The 14,526-nt window shown below is 60.6% G+C and carries 15 protein-coding genes; 4 read left to right on the forward strand and 11 right to left on the reverse strand.

Annotated features, from left to right (window positions below; translation table 11 throughout):
• The first annotated feature begins 180 nt into the window (after window positions 1–180).
• A complete protein-coding gene (aceA, locus tag FBZ97_RS08190) occupies window positions 181–1,470 on the forward strand; it encodes an isocitrate lyase (RefSeq protein WP_145318185.1) in 1,290 nt (429 codons plus the stop codon).
• Window positions 1,471–1,496: 26 nt separating this feature from the next.
• Window positions 1,497–1,742: a hypothetical protein gene (locus FBZ97_RS08195; protein WP_145318188.1), complete on the forward strand. Its 246-nt coding sequence runs from the start codon at window positions 1,497–1,499 to the stop codon at window positions 1,740–1,742.
• Window positions 1,743–1,800: 58 nt separating this feature from the next.
• Here FBZ97_RS08195 and FBZ97_RS08200 read toward each other — a convergent pair whose 3' ends face one another.
• The 4 genes from FBZ97_RS08200 to FBZ97_RS08215 all read right to left on the reverse strand — a co-directional run bounded on the left by FBZ97_RS08200 (window position 1,801) and on the right by FBZ97_RS08215 (window position 4,986).
• Window positions 1,801–2,205, reverse strand: a complete 405-nt coding sequence (locus FBZ97_RS08200; RefSeq protein ID WP_145318191.1) for a type II toxin-antitoxin system VapC family toxin — start codon at window positions 2,203–2,205, stop codon at window positions 1,801–1,803.
• Window positions 2,202–2,471 (reverse strand): antitoxin, encoded by a 270-nt coding sequence (locus FBZ97_RS08205; RefSeq protein WP_145318194.1) that lies wholly within the window; start codon window positions 2,469–2,471, stop codon window positions 2,202–2,204. The genes FBZ97_RS08200 and FBZ97_RS08205 overlap by 4 nt, the downstream gene beginning before the upstream one ends.
• Before the next feature lie 107 nt (window positions 2,472–2,578).
• Window positions 2,579–3,538, reverse strand: a complete 960-nt coding sequence (locus FBZ97_RS08210; RefSeq protein ID WP_145318197.1) for an asparaginase domain-containing protein — start codon at window positions 3,536–3,538, stop codon at window positions 2,579–2,581.
• Entirely contained in the window at window positions 3,535–4,986 is a 1,452-nt protein-coding gene (locus FBZ97_RS08215; RefSeq protein ID WP_145318200.1) for an amino acid permease, read from the reverse strand. Before FBZ97_RS08215 ends, FBZ97_RS08210 begins: the two co-directional genes overlap by 4 nt.
• Window positions 4,987–5,257: 271 nt before the next feature.
• Between FBZ97_RS08215 and FBZ97_RS08220 the strand changes: the two genes are divergently transcribed.
• On the forward strand, window positions 5,258–6,685 hold the full coding sequence (locus FBZ97_RS08220) for an aspartate ammonia-lyase (RefSeq protein WP_145318202.1): 1,428 nt from the start codon (window positions 5,258–5,260) through the stop codon (window positions 6,683–6,685).
• Here FBZ97_RS08220 and FBZ97_RS08225 read toward each other — a convergent pair.
• Window positions 6,657–7,370 (reverse strand): FadR/GntR family transcriptional regulator, encoded by a 714-nt coding sequence (locus tag FBZ97_RS08225; protein ID WP_145318205.1) that lies wholly within the window; start codon window positions 7,368–7,370, stop codon window positions 6,657–6,659. The two genes, FBZ97_RS08220 and FBZ97_RS08225, sit on opposite strands and share 29 nt — an antisense overlap.
• A gap of 190 nt (window positions 7,371–7,560) precedes the next feature.
• Here FBZ97_RS08225 and FBZ97_RS08230 point away from each other — a divergent pair, with 190 nt between their 5' ends.
• Window positions 7,561–8,742, forward strand: coding sequence for an MFS transporter (locus FBZ97_RS08230; protein WP_186449473.1), 1,182 nt, complete (start codon window positions 7,561–7,563; stop codon window positions 8,740–8,742).
• A 41-nt stretch (window positions 8,743–8,783) separates the two neighbouring features.
• Here the strand turns inward: FBZ97_RS08230 and FBZ97_RS08235 are convergent, their stop codons facing one another.
• From FBZ97_RS08235 to FBZ97_RS08260, 6 genes are all read right to left on the reverse strand, one after another.
• Complete coding sequence (locus FBZ97_RS08235) at window positions 8,784–10,004, reverse strand: DUF1501 domain-containing protein (protein ID WP_145318211.1); 1,221 nt, start codon at window positions 10,002–10,004, stop codon at window positions 8,784–8,786.
• Between the two features lie 2 nt (window positions 10,005–10,006).
• Window positions 10,007–11,527: a DUF1800 family protein gene (locus FBZ97_RS08240; protein WP_145319985.1), complete on the reverse strand. Its 1,521-nt coding sequence runs from the start codon at window positions 11,525–11,527 to the stop codon at window positions 10,007–10,009.
• A 75-nt stretch (window positions 11,528–11,602) separates the two neighbouring features.
• On the reverse strand, window positions 11,603–12,052 hold the full coding sequence (locus FBZ97_RS08245; protein WP_145318214.1) for a periplasmic heavy metal sensor: 450 nt from the start codon (window positions 12,050–12,052) through the stop codon (window positions 11,603–11,605).
• Window positions 12,049–12,501 carry a hypothetical protein gene (locus FBZ97_RS08250; protein WP_145318217.1) on the reverse strand — a complete coding sequence of 151 codons (453 nt, stop codon included), beginning with the start codon at window positions 12,499–12,501 and terminating at the stop codon, window positions 12,049–12,051. The genes FBZ97_RS08245 and FBZ97_RS08250 overlap by 4 nt, the downstream gene beginning before the upstream one ends.
• The gene (locus tag FBZ97_RS08255; RefSeq protein WP_145318220.1) at window positions 12,494–13,066 is read right to left on the reverse strand and encodes an RNA polymerase sigma factor; all 573 of its coding nucleotides are present in this window, start codon (window positions 13,064–13,066) and stop codon (window positions 12,494–12,496) included. The genes FBZ97_RS08250 and FBZ97_RS08255 overlap by 8 nt, the downstream gene beginning before the upstream one ends.
• A gap of 367 nt (window positions 13,067–13,433) precedes the next feature.
• Complete coding sequence (locus FBZ97_RS08260; protein ID WP_145318224.1) at window positions 13,434–14,267, reverse strand: EF-hand domain-containing protein; 834 nt, start codon at window positions 14,265–14,267, stop codon at window positions 13,434–13,436.
• Window positions 14,268–14,526 lie beyond the last annotated feature (259 nt).

Raw genomic sequence — 14,526 nt, forward strand, 5'->3', positions numbered from 1 at the left:
TCAGCAAGATTTTACAAGATTTACAATTTTACCGAAGACTAATGTCAACAGTAACACATCATAACCCTTTTATCTAACGGCATTTTCCAGTTTTCCTCGCCCTTACAGCATTGATATTGTAAAAATAGTCGTGCAACGGAGATCGATCGAAGGATCAAGAGGAAGTACCGGGAGAATAGCATGACAGATTTTTACAAACTGGTTCCCAGCGCACCCACTGGGCGTTTCGATGGCATCGAGCGCCCCTACAAGGCCGCGGATGTGGAGCGGCTGCGCGGATCGGTCAGCATCCGTCATTCACTGGCCGAGATGGGTGCGAACCGCCTCTGGCAGCTCATCCACGAGGAGGATTTCGTCAATGCGCTCGGTGCGCTCTCGGGCAATCAGGCCATGCAGATGGTCCGCGCCGGCCTGAAGGCGATCTATCTCTCGGGATGGCAGGTTGCCGCCGACGCCAACACGGCTTCGGCCATGTACCCCGACCAATCGCTCTATCCTGCCAATGCGGGTCCGGAATTGGCCAAGCGCATCAACCGCACCCTGCAAAGGGCCGACCAGATCGAGACCGCGGAAGGCAAAGGGCTTTCCGTCGACACGTGGTTTGCGCCGATCGTTGCCGATGCCGAAGCGGGCTTCGGTGGCCCCCTCAATGCCTTCGAGATCATGAAGGCCTATATCGAGGCGGGGGCTGCGGGCGTCCACTTCGAGGATCAGCTGGCATCGGAGAAGAAATGCGGCCATCTCGGCGGCAAGGTCCTCATCCCGACGGCGGCCCATATCCGCAATCTCAACGCAGCACGGCTTGCGGCCGACGTCATGGGCGTGCCGACCCTCGTGGTTGCGCGTACCGACGCCGAGGCCGCCAAACTTCTGACCTCGGATATCGACGAACGCGACCAGCCTTTCGTCGATTACGACGCCGGCCGCACGGTCGAAGGCTTCTATCAGGTCAGGAACGGCATCGAACCCTGCATCGCCCGTGCGGTCGCCTATGCGCCGCATTGCGATCTCATCTGGTGCGAGACGTCGAAGCCGGATCTGGAGCAGGCGCGTAGATTTGCCGAGGGCGTGCATCGGGTCCACCCCGGCAAGCTGCTGGCTTACAATTGCTCGCCGTCCTTCAACTGGAAGAAGAACCTGGATGACGCGACGATCGCCAAGTTCCAGCGCGAGCTGGGCGCCATGGGCTACAAGTTCCAGTTCATCACGCTTGCCGGCTTCCACCAGCTGAATTTCGGCATGTTCGAGCTCGCGCGCGGCTACAAGGTTCGACAGATGGCCGCCTATTCGGAGCTACAGGAAGCCGAATTTGCAGCCGAGGCCAATGGCTACACCGCCACCAAACATCAGCGTGAAGTCGGCACCGGCTATTTCGATGCGGTTTCGCTGGCGATCACCGGCGGCCAGTCATCCACCACGGCAATGCACGGATCGACCGAGCATGCCCAGTTCAAACCGGCAGCAGAATGATTTCAGGATCTTAGGAGGAGAATGACATGGCATCGATAGCACGCGTTCGCGAGAGAGCAGAGGAGCAATCTCTCACCATGAATGCCGATCAGCAGGCGGTCATCCGCATGCTGGCCAATGAACTGCATCGCCTCAACCAGGCAGTGATGAATGCGGTCGAGGCCGGCGTTTCGGTCGAGCTCGTCCGCTCGGCGCGCCACCACGGCGGCAACGGCAACTGGGGCGATCTCCTGATCCCCGTCGTCGTCGCCAAGGCAACGCAAACGGCATAACGAAGACAGTATTCAGCGAATATTCGGGCCGCGCCGTCATCAACGGCCGGCCCGCCGCTCAATCCAGCCAGTTTTCGACACGGAGATCGCGGACGCGCTTGAACTCCCCGATATTGGCCGTTACCAGGACGGCCTCTACCGCATAGGCGTGAGCAGCAATCAGCAGGTCGTTTGGACCGATAGGTTTGCCGGCAACTTCCAGCTCAGCCCTGATGGCGCCGTATTCGGCATCGGCAGGAATATCGAGCGCGAGCACCGGGATGCTCCCCAGAATGGCCTCAATCTGTGCCAGTAGTTTCGGCGATCCCTTTTTAGCGCAGCCGTAGCGCAATTCCGCGGCTGTAATGATGCTGACGCAAATTGCATCCGGCCCGACATCGGCGATGCGCCTGGCAACGGCGCCCTGTGGGTTTCGCGCAAGTTCGGATACGATATTCGTATCCAGCATATAGAGCCTGCTCAAAGCTCGATTTCCCTCGCTGGCAGCAAAGTATCGTCGATATCGGGAAACTGATCCTCTGGCTCGAGTGGCTCCAAACTTGCCAAAACGTCAAGCAAGCTCTTGCGGCGCACCGGCTCGATAATAAGCCGGTCTCCTTCCCGGTGGATCATCACCCGATCGCCAGGAAGTTCGAAGTCAGCTGGGATACGTACGGCCTGGCTCTTGTTGTTGCGAAACAGCTTGGCTTCTCGTCGCGGACTAGGTTCGTTATGTCGGAGATGGCGCATGCTAACCTCCCTCCTTGCATATCCATATGTATATGCAAGATAACAGACCTGATTTCAAGCCCGCTGAATCCAACGACACAAGATTACTTTTCCACGAAAGCCCTTGCTCAGGACTTCACGTCTGCGAAATCAGAGAATACCTGCTTGACGACGTCCGCAGTGGCTCCAGAGGCAACCAGGGCTGCCAGCACAACTCTCGCCTGCCCCGGTCGCAGTGTGGAGGAGTGTATTGCACCGGCCGCCGCAAGATCATGGCCGCCACCGCCACCGCCATAGCTGGAAACGAGCAAGCCTTCCGGTACGCGGCTGGAAACCACGACGGGTACGCCGACATCGGCACAGCGCCTGACAGCCTCGACCAGACGCGGATTGGCATTGCCGGAACCGAGGGCAGCCAGAACGATGCCATGGGCGTCTGCCCTCAGGCTTGCATCCACATGCACCGAGTCACAGCCAGGGTAGATTGCGACGACATCAATCCGCACGTTATCGAGCGCCGCCGCAAGCCGCGGACTTGGCGGATTTTCGAGCGGCCGCGATTGACGGAACGCATCAGCGATATCCGAAGAGTGCTTATAGAGGCCCCAGGCCGGCAACAACCGGCCGCCGAAACAGACGAGCACGCCACGCTTCGTGTTTGCAGGATCGACGGCTGCAGCGACGGCCGCGGCGAGGTTGCCGGGTCCGTCGGCCTTGGGATGATCCGCTGTGAACTGCGCGCCGGTGAAGACGACCGGCTTGTTCAGGCCGTGCTGCAGATGGACGAGCAGTGCCGTCTCCTCCATCGCATCGGTCCCATGCAGGATGACGATACCGCTGACGGCGGCATCGTCAAGCAATTCACCCACCTTGTCGCTGATTTCCTGCATGTCGGCGAGCGTCAGGCTCGCCGAATCCTTTGCCATCAACTCGATGGGCCTGAGATCGACAGGCATGTCTGGGAGCAATGCCAACAGGCTCTCACCCGTCAGCGACGGTATGCTGGCGCCGCTATCGGCGCGTTCGCTCGCAATGGTGCCGCCGGTGGCAATGACTGCCACCAGCGGATTGACTTGCCCTGCCGTCACGACTGGCCCCGCTCGGCCGCCAGCCGATAGATTCGATCCCGCAACAGATACCAGCCGATGACCAGAGCCGGTGCAATCAGGACAAGCGAGGCGATTGTCCAGGTTCCGACCGGATAGTCGAGCGCCATCAGCACCAGCACCGCAAAGAGGAAGACCAACGTCAGGATGCCGGTATAGGGGGCGCCGAACATGCGGAAATCCGGGCGGGCCATCTCGCCACGCTTGGAAAGCTTCCAGAGCTTCAGCTGGCACAATACGATCACGCCCCAGGCCGAAATGATACCGAGCGCCGAGATATTGAGGGCAATCTCGAAAGCGGCCGACGGAACGACGGCGTTCAGCGCCACGCCGATGACGGTCACGACGGCCGTCACCGCAATGCCGCCATAGGGGACGCCTGCCTTGTTCATCTTAGCGAGCGCGGCCGGTGCCGAGCCCGAAACCGCCATCGAATGCAGGATGCGGCCGGTGGAATAGAGACCTGCATTCAGCGAGGACAGCACGGCCGTCAACACGACGAGGTTCATGATGATATCCGCGCCTTGAATGCCGATCGTCCCGAAGAAGGTGACGAAAGGGCTCTCGCCTGCCTTGTAGGCCGTATAGGGCAGAAGCAGTGACAGAAGCAGGACCGAGCCGACATAGAAGACCAACAGGCGGGCGACCACCGTGCGGATCGCGCCAGGCATGACCTTGCGCGGATCTTCTGTTTCACCGGCGGTCGTGCCGATCAGCTCGATCGATGCATAGGCGAAGACCACGCCCTGTATGATGACGAAGGCCGGCAAAATGCCGTTGGGGAAGAAGCCGCCACTGTCGCTGATGATGCTGAAGCCTGCCGAATGACCGGCAATCGGCGTGCCTGAAACGACGAAATAGATGCCGATGACGAGAAAGCTGACCAGCGCCAGAACCTTCACCAGACTGAACCAGAATTCGAGCTCGCCGAAGACCTTCACCGACAGAAGGTTCATGGCCAGCACGACCATCAGCGCAATCAGCGCGAAGACCCATTGATCGATGCCCGCAAGCCAGGGCACGTAATGCTTGAAGAAGTTCATGTAGAGGGCGACGGCCGTCACATCGGCAACCGAGGTCATGGCCCAGTTCAGCCAGTACATCCAGCCGACGGCAAAGGCCATCTTCTCACCATAGAACTCGCGGGCATAGGAAACGAAAGAGCCGGAGCTCGGGCGGTGCATAATGAGTTCGCCGAGCGCGCGCAGCACCAGAAAGGCAAAGAAGCCGCAGAGCGCGTAGACGAAGATGAGCGCTGGCCCGGCTGCGGCAAGGCGTCCGCCCGCGCCGAGGAAGAGACCGGTGCCGATAGCGCCGCCGATGGCGATCATCTGGATCTGCCGTGGCTTCAACGCCTTGTGGTAGCCAAGATCCTCATTGACCGGCGGCCGGCGATCCGCCGGAATATTCTGAATAGGTTCGACTGACATTGCTCCTCCCTCGAGCCGTTTGTCCATAGGCGGATCCGGGGTGATTTTGCACCCAACCGGATGCCGCTGCCTTAATCTGGCCGCCGATCAAGCCTAGCGATCGCCGGTCATGCTGTAATGCTGTATGACAGATTTTCTCTTAGACATAGAAAAGTCCGCAGGTCAAGCCGGGCAGCACTTATTGACGTGGCAGGAGCGAACGGATAACAGATTTCAAAATCTGTCATACAGCTTGACAGATATAGCTTGATTTCGACCATAGGAGGATAATGTGGTCAAGACGCGAAGCGAGTATGACCTGCTGGGCGAAAAGGATATTCCGGCTGAGGTTTATTGGGGGGTACACACCGCAAGAGCGGTTGAGAATTTCCAGGTCACGGGAACACCGATCGGCCGCTATGCACATCTCATTCGGGGCCTGGCCTTCGTCAAGGAAGCAGCGGCTCTTGCCAATCACGAACTTGGCTTGCTCAGCAAGGAAAGGCTCGACGCCATCGTGCGCGCCTGCCGCGAAATCCGCGCCGGCGAGCTTCACAACCAGTTCGTCGTGGATGTGATTCAAGGCGGCGCCGGCACTTCTACCAACATGAACGCCAATGAGGTCATCGCCAACCGCGCGCTCGAACTGCTCGGCCATGCCAAGGGCGACTATGCCCACCTTCATCCGAACGACCACGTCAATCTCAGCCAATCCACCAACGACGCCTATCCGACAGCCGTCAATGTCGCGCTGATCGAAGCGATCGACAATCTAGCGGCGGCAATGGAGACGCTGCAGGAGGCCTTCGAACGCAAGGCCAAGGAATTCGACGGCATTCTGAAGATCGGCCGCACGCAGCTGCAGGATGCCGTGCCGATGACGCTCGGCCAGGAATTCAGGACCTTTGCCGTCATGCTCGGGGAAGATCGATCCCGCCTGATCGAATCGGCAGCCCTCCTGCATGAGGTCAATCTCGGCGCCACCGCCATCGGCACCGGCCTCAATGCACCTGTCGGCTATGCTGCCCTTGCCTGCTCCCATCTCGCCCGACTGACGGGCCGCCCGCTGGTCACCGCAAGTGACCTCATCGAAGCAACGCAGGACCCTGGCGCCTTTGTCCACCTTTCCGGCGTTTTGAAGCGTGTTGCGGTCAAGCTATCCAAGACCTGCAACGACCTACGCCTGCTCTCTTCCGGACCACGGGCCGGCATTGGCGAGATTACGCTGCCGGCCATGCAGGCGGGTTCGAGCATCATGCCCGGCAAGGTCAATCCAGTGATCCCGGAAATGGTCAACCAGGTGGCGTTTTCCGTCATCGGCAACGACATTACCGTGACCATGGCGGCGGAAGCGGGCCAACTGCAGCTCAATGCCTTCGAGCCGATCATCGTGCGCTCGCTGTCGGAAAGCATCATGCATCTGACCGCCGCCTGCCATATCCTAGCCGAACGCTGCGTTGACGGCATCACGGCCAATCCGGCTTTGATGGCACAACGCCTGCAGGAATCGATTGGCCTTGCGACAGCGCTCAATCCTTTGATCGGCTACCAGGCGGCGACCAAAGTTGCTCGCGAGGCGCTGGCAACAGGACGCACAGTGCCGGAAATCGTGCTGGATCATGGATATCTGACCGCGGAAGAGCTTTTCGAGGCGCTACGGCCGGAACGGCTCGCCAACCTGCCGATTGCTCTCAATGAGGCTGTTGCCCCTCGCCGATGATCGTGGTCACCACGCGCTTGACCTGACCGAGATGGGCCTCCATCGCCGCGATGGCCTCCTCCTCCGACGCCGCCGCAATCGCCTCGACGATGCGGCGGTGCTCGACATTCGACGCCACGCGGCGCTGCGCCATCATGTTGACCAACTCCGATTGGCGCATCAGTGCGTCGCGGGCGTCGGAAACGATCTTGGAAAAGACGGCATTTCCGGAGGATTCGGCAATCATGGAATGGAATTCCGAGTCCAGAGTTACCCACTTCAATGGGTCTTCTTCCCCGTCCATCTCATCACAAAGTTCAAGCAGGCGCGCCAGCTGCTGTTCCGTGCGCCGTAGCGCCGCCCAACCTGCCGCCGGGACTTCGATAAACGGACGCGCCTCGATCAGGTCGCGGGCGGAATAACCGCCATAGCGGAGTTCCGGACCGGGAGTGGAGGTCAGAACGTAGGTGCCGCTGCCGGTGCGCGTCTGAGTGAGGCCGAGCGTCTGAAGCGAGCGGAGCGCTTCGCGGATGATCGGACGACTGACACCATAACGCGTCGCAAGCTGCGACTCAGCGGGCAGCCGTGTCCCGACCGCCAACCGTCCCGATATTATTGCCGAACGAATATCCTCAAACACTGCCTCGGCAGCGTTTTTCCGACTGATCGGACTTGTATAAGATAACCAATCAGCCACCTCACTCATAACAGTCAAACTTCACAAACATTCTTCGCTTGTCAAGCGATCGTACCCCGAATTGGTGCATGTCTCTCCGGCTGAAAGCCCGCCGAAAGGACTGGGGTCATGTGGAGAATGTCACCGACGATAACTCGTGCTTGATGTATCCCCCTTGCCGATATAAAGAAATCCTTATTCCTTTATATCGGAGCTGGACGTGCCCTTACCCCTCTTCGCCTTGTTTCTGGCTGCGTTTGCTTTCGGCACGACCGAGTTTGTCATCGCCGGCATCCTTCCGGACGTAGCTCAGGGTCTGGATGTCTCGATCCCCTTTGCCGGCTATCTGGTTTCCGGCTATGCGCTGGGGATTGCACTCGGCGGGCCGTTCCTGACCATGGCGACACGACAGATTTCGCGCCGAACCATTCTGATCGCTCTGACGATCGCCTTTTGCCTGGGTCAGATCGCCTGCGCGCTTGCACCTGACTTCGCCGCCATGCTCCTCTTCCGTGTTGCGACTGCCGTCGCCCACGGCGCCTATTTCGGCATTGCCATGGTGGTTGCCGTCGGCCTCGTTCCGCAAGCGTTTCGAGGGCGCGCAGTCTCCGTGATCCTTGCAGGCCTGACCGTCTCCAATATTGTCGGCGTTCCTCTGGGCGCGGCAATCGGTGGATTGTGGGGATGGCGGATGACGTTTTGGGCGATGACCTTGGTCGGTGTCCTCGCATTGGTCGCAATATGGGTCTTGATCCCGCAGACGAAGGCGGAATCCCAGCAATCTGGTCATTTGAGCGGCGAAGTGCGCGTGCTCGGCCGCCAGCAGGTCTGGACGTCCCTCATCATGATGCTCGCACTGATGATCGGGCAAATGGTGCCGTTCACCTACATAACGCCGCTTTTGCGGGAGGTGACGGGCCTTGACGCCATGCTTATTCCCTGGGTTCTCCTGCTCAATGGCGTTGGAGCGACATTGGGTGTTGTGATTGGCGGCAGGCTGTCGGACTGGAAGCTGATGCCCTCGCTTATCGCGATGCTCGCCATCCAGTCCGCGATACTCGTCATTCTTTACCTGGTCAGCCCCTATCCTTTACCGATGAGCGTGGCGATCTTCGTTTGGGGCGCGCTTAATTTTGCAATCGGCACCCCTATCCAAGCTCGCATCCTGATGTGGACCGCCGATGCGCCGGGCCTTGCCTCCTCACTCATTCCTTCCGGGTTCAACATCGGCATTGCGATCGCAGCCAGTGTCGGTGCGGCGCTGCTCGAGAGCGGCTATGGCTATCGCAGCTTGCCGGTGCTTGGCGCGATCACGCTTGCCTTGGCCTGCGTGGTTGCCATCCTCTCCGCAGCGCGCGAAAGGCGCAGCGGCGCCGTTCCTCCCAATGCGGCCCTCACGTAATTTCTATTGGCGGCCCTTAACGCCGGCCGCCGGCGCGCCGGTCACACGATCAGCCCCTTCATTGGCAGGACAGGATCGGAGCCCGGAAAGACATCGCGCGTCAACAGGGTCGGTGACGCCCCAAGCAGATCGACCGCGATCCCCTTGACCACAGCGCGCAGATCCGTTGTGGCGGCAAGGTCACGGCCGTCGCGCAACTGCGCCTGTTTAAGACCGGGCCAGTCGGCGATCACGCGGCCACCCTTGATCGCGCCGCCGGCGAGAAAGGCCGCCGTTCCAGTGCCGTGGTCGGTGCCCTGGGTACCATTGACCTGCGCAGTGCGGCCGAATTCGGTCGCAACAAGAATGGCCGTATCCTTCCAGGCCGGACCAAGCTCCTGTTGGAAGGCGGCAAACGAATTATCGAGCCCGACGAGCAGCTTGTTCAGCCGATCGACCTCTCCGGCATGAGTATCCCATCCTTCGAAGGCAAGCGCTGCGACGCGCGGGCCATCGTCTTGAGCCAGCAGGCGCGCGGCCCCTCTTGCCATCTGTTCCATGCCGGTGGGATCGCCGGGACCTCCCTTCGCCTTGACATCAAGGCCGGCGGCGATCTTGCCGGTCGAAATGCCCTCAGCGAGGATTTTCGCAAAGAGCGGGTCGGTGTGATTGTAGAGGTCCATCAGTCGCGGCGGCAAGTCGTCGCTGACAGGCTGCAGGTTGGACGGTGACCAGCCCAGCACCGGCGCCTTGCCGCGAATGACGAGCGGTGCATTGGCGCCGACCGAGAGACCTCGAATCTCCGAAGCTCCCGGTGAAACCTTGTCACCCTTCGGCAGTCCTTCGAGCATCCGGTTCAGCCATCCGGATTCGACACGGCCGGGCATTTCGTAACCGGACTCCAGCACGTCCTGACCATCGAAATGCGACCGGTCGCGATAGGGCGTCGCACTGGCATGCACGACGGCCGCCTGCCCCGCGCGATAGAGCCGATTGAAATTCGGCATCGACGGATGCAGCGCAAAGAAGCTGTCGAGCGGAAGAGCCGCCTCAGGGCCGCTCGTCGTCATGGCGATCGACTGCCGCAGGGCTTGATAATCGGGGTCACCAACGGGTGGGACAGCCGTCAGACCGTCAAGCGCACCGCGCAGGATGATGGTGATGAAGCGCGGGTCCCGTCCGCCGGCAGCATGGGCAAAGCGCGGGATGAAGGCCCAGGCAAACAAGGCGCCGGAGGCGCCAAGTACGGCACGACGGGTGGGGGTCATGAGTTCGCAGGTCATGGTCAGCGCCTTTGAAATTCGGGGGAAAGATAAGCGATCATCAGGCCCTGCTTGCGGGTTTCCGCGCGCGATACCGCCTGCAGCGTTTCATTCGAAAGAAGCGGCCCCAGGCTGTCGGACACGAAACTGCGAGGATCGACCTGAGGCGGCACCGCACTCGCGATCATATTGGCGACATCCATGCGCATGCTGAGGCTCTCGCTGGAGGCCCAGACATCGACGGTATCGGCAAAACCGTTGGGGCCGGCCGGCGCCCAGAAGGGCTGACCCATCGCGGTCAAGGCGCCGAGGATAACATTCGGCTTCGGCGTCTCGCTGCTTGCCCGCAAGAGCGCGGTCATGAATTCGATTGGCGAGCGAACTTTCGACAGGGTCGGGTTCCATGCTTCCTCGGAGCCGACGAGCGCCCGATAGACGGCGGAAAGATCGCCATCCGTCTTGCTAAAGGTCGCCGCAACGGTTTGCACAAGCCCTGGTGGTGGCGTATCGGCGACGAAATGCCGGACAAGCTTGGTGGCGATATGCTGCGCTGTTGCCGGATGGCGGGCGAGATCGCGCAGCGCTTCCCGCCCCTGCCCCACGCCATTATCGGCATAGGTGAGACCGAGCAGCGTCTGATCGCCGGGCTCGTGGGCACCGGCATTGAAGACGAAGGTGCCGGGTGTCCCGAGCTTGCCCTCGGCGCGCGCCACCGTCCAGCCTGTGATGATCTTGGCGAGCGTCGTCACGTCGGCCTGCGTGTAGCCGCCGTTGACACCAAGCGTGTGGAGCTCCAGCGTTTCCCGGGCAAGGTTTTCATTGAGACCACGTTTCTTGTTGGCATTGGCCTTGGAGTTCGGCCCGATCGATTGCTGGTTGTCGAGATAACCGAGCATAGCCGGATGGGTCTCGACAGCGAGCAGCATGTCGGCGAAGCGCCCGAAGACATGCGGCCGGATCGCCTCGCGCTCGAAGGCGCCGGCAATCATATGCACCTCCTCGCTCTTCGACACGGCGACAGCGAAATGGTTTGCCCAGAACATGGCAAGCCGCTCGCCAAAGCCGATCAATGGCTGCCGGATCGTGCCGTTGAAGCGGGCATCCACCTCGGCTAGCAGGACCTGCTGCGGAAGGTAGGGCATTGCGGGCTTTTCCAACTTCTCGACTGCCTTGCCGATGATAGCCGCCATGGCCTGGTTACTCGGCTGGACCTGATTGTTCGGCTGCCCTGCCGTGGCGCCGGAAGGCTGTACCGGCGGCTTCTGCGGCTTCTGCGGGCCTTGCATCTGCTTGTCCTGCGGCACGGCTGCGGCCTGCTGTCTGGCCTCCTTGCGCTGTTCCTGGAATGCGTAGAGAGAAACGAGAAGATCGGCCGTCGATTGCAGCTGCGGCCCGACCGGAACCGGGACGAACCGCTCGGTGATTTCTTCCAGCAACGCGCCGCGCGGATCCGATGCGATCGACGTGGTGCCGTTGTGGTCCGCCCCTAACCCAAAACGGGAAAGAGCGAGCGCGGCATAAACATCATTGGACTGCTGGGCCATGGCCTTGCCAACTCCTGCATCAAACATGCTCCTTTAACGCAGGCCTGGTTTCGATCCGTCGCTCGGCAAGTATGATCATTTTGTGGCAGCGGCTTTAGGCATGCTGCGGCGGACCAGGCTTTCCGCCAGCGCCCGACGCTCGTCGTAGGAAAGCCCTGCCGCAAAATCGACGGCACGCTGCTCCAGCTTCGCCCTCAAGGCGATATCGGCATCGCGCGCCCTCGCCAGCGCGGCCGAGAGCGCCTCTTTATCCAACGTCGGCTGCCCAAGAATGGAGGCGGCGTCGACCTTGGCCTGTTGTGCCTCGAGAATGATCTGACGTTCGTCCTTGCGGGCTTCGTTGAGCGCAGCGCGCAGAGCCTTCTTCTGCGCCGAAGGCAATTGCTCGCCGGCGAGCGGCATCATTCCGGCCCGCGCCTGCGTCTTGCGTATCCAGGTCAGCCCACCGCCGGCCAATGCTCCGACCAGGAACGTATTCAGCACCAAAAGAAAAATGACCACTATTCGAAAGCTGCGTTCCGTCATTGGCTGTCCTGCTGTGCTGCACCCGCGTCCGGCCCTATATCGCCGAACATGGTCGCGGTTCCGTCGGAGACGACTGAGGTATCGGACGTCAAGCTCGGGGCCAGGACGGCGATGGCGATGCTGCCGGCAAGCGCGCCGGCCATGCCGACACCCACGAGGCCGATGCCGGCCGAGCCGAAGCGAAACCAGTTTCTTATCGTCAGGCGGCGAACGAGCTTTGCGAGAATTCGCTCTTCAAGGCCGGCATGGCGAGGCTTGACGACGTAGGTGTCGAGCAACGCATCCAGATCGGCCGCGCGCGCAAGCGTTTCGGCGGCGGCGGGGCTCTTGGCAAAATCCCGAGCGGCCGCCCGCTCAGCCTGCGGCCATCGGCCGATATCGCCGCCATAGGCCGCGGTCAGCGCTTCAAAGCGATCGGCATTCATCGGACCCGCGATATTCTCAACCATCGCCCTCATCCTTCAACAAAAGCGCCTGCAAGGAGCGCCGTCCACGCGCAAGCAGGCTTTCCAGTGCGTCGACGCTGACGTCCATGATCTCAGCTGCCTCGGCATTCGACAGCGCCTGATAGTAAACCAGAATGATCGCTTCGCGCTGCCTGGGCGCGATCATCTGCATGGCCCGTTCCACGCGCCTGGACGGATCGTCCTCGCTCATCAAGCCCGCATCCGGCGTCGGCCCTTCATACTCGACATCGGGTGGATGCTCGGCAAGAACGTCCTTGCGACGCCGCAGGCGATCATAACAAAGGTTGGTCGCTACGCGGTGCACCCAGGTGCTGAAGCGGGCATTGCCCTGGCGCCAGCCGCCGGCATTGCGCCAGACGCGCAGGAATGTTTCCTGCGCCACATCCTCGGCCTCGGTCGCATCGCCAAGCATGCGGGTTGCCACGGCAACGATGCGCGGCAACTGCCGTGTTATCATCATGCGCATCGCCGGAACATCGCCCGCAGCGATGCGACCGAGCAGGTCCTCATCAGGGTCGCCACTCTTGGGCGCGCGATCCCACTTCATCGACAATCGCTACCGCTCCAGTTTCCTGCGATACCGCCATGACACCGGGGCCTCGGGACTCTCGGCCGGCAAATCCCGCCTCGCCGTCAACTTCGGCAAGCGGCGCCACTTAGATCGCAGCATCTCGGTCAGCGTATCATCCTTCGACATCAAACACAGGCTCACAAGGATTGAACGCCGCACTTGCCGAATTCCGTCGCTTTCATGTCGAAGGTTTTCGAATTTTCTTTTCGAGCCCAAAAGGCATCTATCGGGTAAAATATCAGGCAAAAACAAAGAGCCGGCTCACCCGGAGGCGGGAGTTTCAACCTTCCCTGCCCGGGCTTGCCGGCACTTCGCATGGTGAAATGCGAAAGTTCAGGCTCGATCAGAGCGTCAATAAGTCGCTCGTCGTCAGATCCTGTTCACTGTTCGCGTAGAAGCTTCCGAAATCCGGCATCTGCGGTTGCTGCGCCTTCATGGCCTGCTCGAACTGGCTCTGCGTCAAGGATCCGGAGCCCGACGTGTCGAGGCTTTTGAACAGCGATGTTGCCTGGTCCTCGCTTACATCGGAAGGACGGGCGGCCACGAATTCGGATTCGCTGACGCTGCCGTCGCCGTCCGTGTCCATGGAGGAAAATGCAGTGGAGAGATCGTCCTCGCTCATCTGCCCGTCGCCCGGTGCGGGACGGCCGTGATGGCCTGCCTGCATGGCTTTTGCGAGCTGCGCCTCGGTGAGAGAACCTGTATTGTCGGTGTCGAAGCTCTGGAACAATTGCTGCGCCTGGGTTTCGCTGACGTCCGACGGGCGTGCGGCCACGAATTCCGCTTCGCTGATATTGCCGTCGCCATTGGTGTCCATAGCGCTGATCATGTCGCTTTGGCTGCCATCCTGGCTGCCGGTTGCGGAAGTCTGCTGAGTACTTGACGTCGAACTGGTGGAGTTGCTGTCGGAATCCGATGTCGAACTATCGCTGCCGATGCCGGCCTGCAGATTGAGAATCATGTTCATCAGCTGCGCGACGAGCTGTTCTGCCGAAGCGATCTGAGACTGATCGTCCGAAGACGAAGAGGAACTCGTGCCGGAAGAACTGCCCGACGAATTACCGGAGGAGCTGTCGGACAGCAGGGAGGCGATAGAATCGTCAGCCGTCGACGCTGTCGAGCGCGAGGTCTGGTATTGATAATAATTGCTCGATGAGATCGAGTAGATGCTCGTCATTGGGGGCCTCCAGATACGAGCGTTGAGAGGAACTCAGATGGCTTATGCGTACGCGACTTGAACACAATCGATATGTGCGGATGGACTTGCGAACGCCGCCGATCAAACGCATCTTGCGCCCCAACTTGACCGATACATCTTTTCCAGAGCAGGCGTACCCGGGATCACCCCAGCAATATGTATGTCGCCATCATGGCTATATCGGCATCTGCACATTTCGATTTTCACTTCCCAACGCGGGGAAATTGCACAAGGAAAC

The organism is Rhizobium sp. ERR 942 (assembly GCF_007828395.1).
Lineage (GTDB): Bacteria > Pseudomonadota > Alphaproteobacteria > Rhizobiales > Rhizobiaceae > Rhizobium > Rhizobium dioscoreae.

Bases quoted from the DNA above. Each gene is read 5' to 3' on its own strand.
- FBZ97_RS08250 (WP_145318217.1), bottom strand. From the start codon at position 12,501: ATGGTTGAGAATATCGCGGGTCCGATGAATGCCGATCGCTTTGAAGCG.
- aceA (WP_145318185.1), top strand. From the start codon at position 181: ATGACAGATTTTTACAAACTGGTTCCCAGCGCACCCACTGGGCGTTTC.
- FBZ97_RS08260 (WP_145318224.1), bottom strand. From the start codon at position 14,267: ATGACGAGCATCTACTCGATCTCATCGAGCAATTATTATCAATACCAG.
- FBZ97_RS08205 (WP_145318194.1), bottom strand. From the start codon at position 2,471: ATGCGCCATCTCCGACATAACGAACCTAGTCCGCGACGAGAAGCCAAG.
- FBZ97_RS08195 (WP_145318188.1), top strand. From the start codon at position 1,497: ATGGCATCGATAGCACGCGTTCGCGAGAGAGCAGAGGAGCAATCTCTC.
- FBZ97_RS08245 (WP_145318214.1), bottom strand. From the start codon at position 12,052: ATGACGGAACGCAGCTTTCGAATAGTGGTCATTTTTCTTTTGGTGCTG.
- FBZ97_RS08255 (WP_145318220.1), bottom strand. From the start codon at position 13,066: ATGAAGTGGGATCGCGCGCCCAAGAGTGGCGACCCTGATGAGGACCTG.
- FBZ97_RS08235 (WP_145318211.1), bottom strand. From the start codon at position 10,004: ATGACCTGCGAACTCATGACCCCCACCCGTCGTGCCGTACTTGGCGCC.
- FBZ97_RS08240 (WP_145319985.1), bottom strand. From the start codon at position 11,527: ATGGCCCAGCAGTCCAATGATGTTTATGCCGCGCTCGCTCTTTCCCGT.
- FBZ97_RS08225 (WP_145318205.1), bottom strand. From the start codon at position 7,370: ATGAGTGAGGTGGCTGATTGGTTATCTTATACAAGTCCGATCAGTCGG.
- FBZ97_RS08215 (WP_145318200.1), bottom strand. From the start codon at position 4,986: ATGTCAGTCGAACCTATTCAGAATATTCCGGCGGATCGCCGGCCGCCG.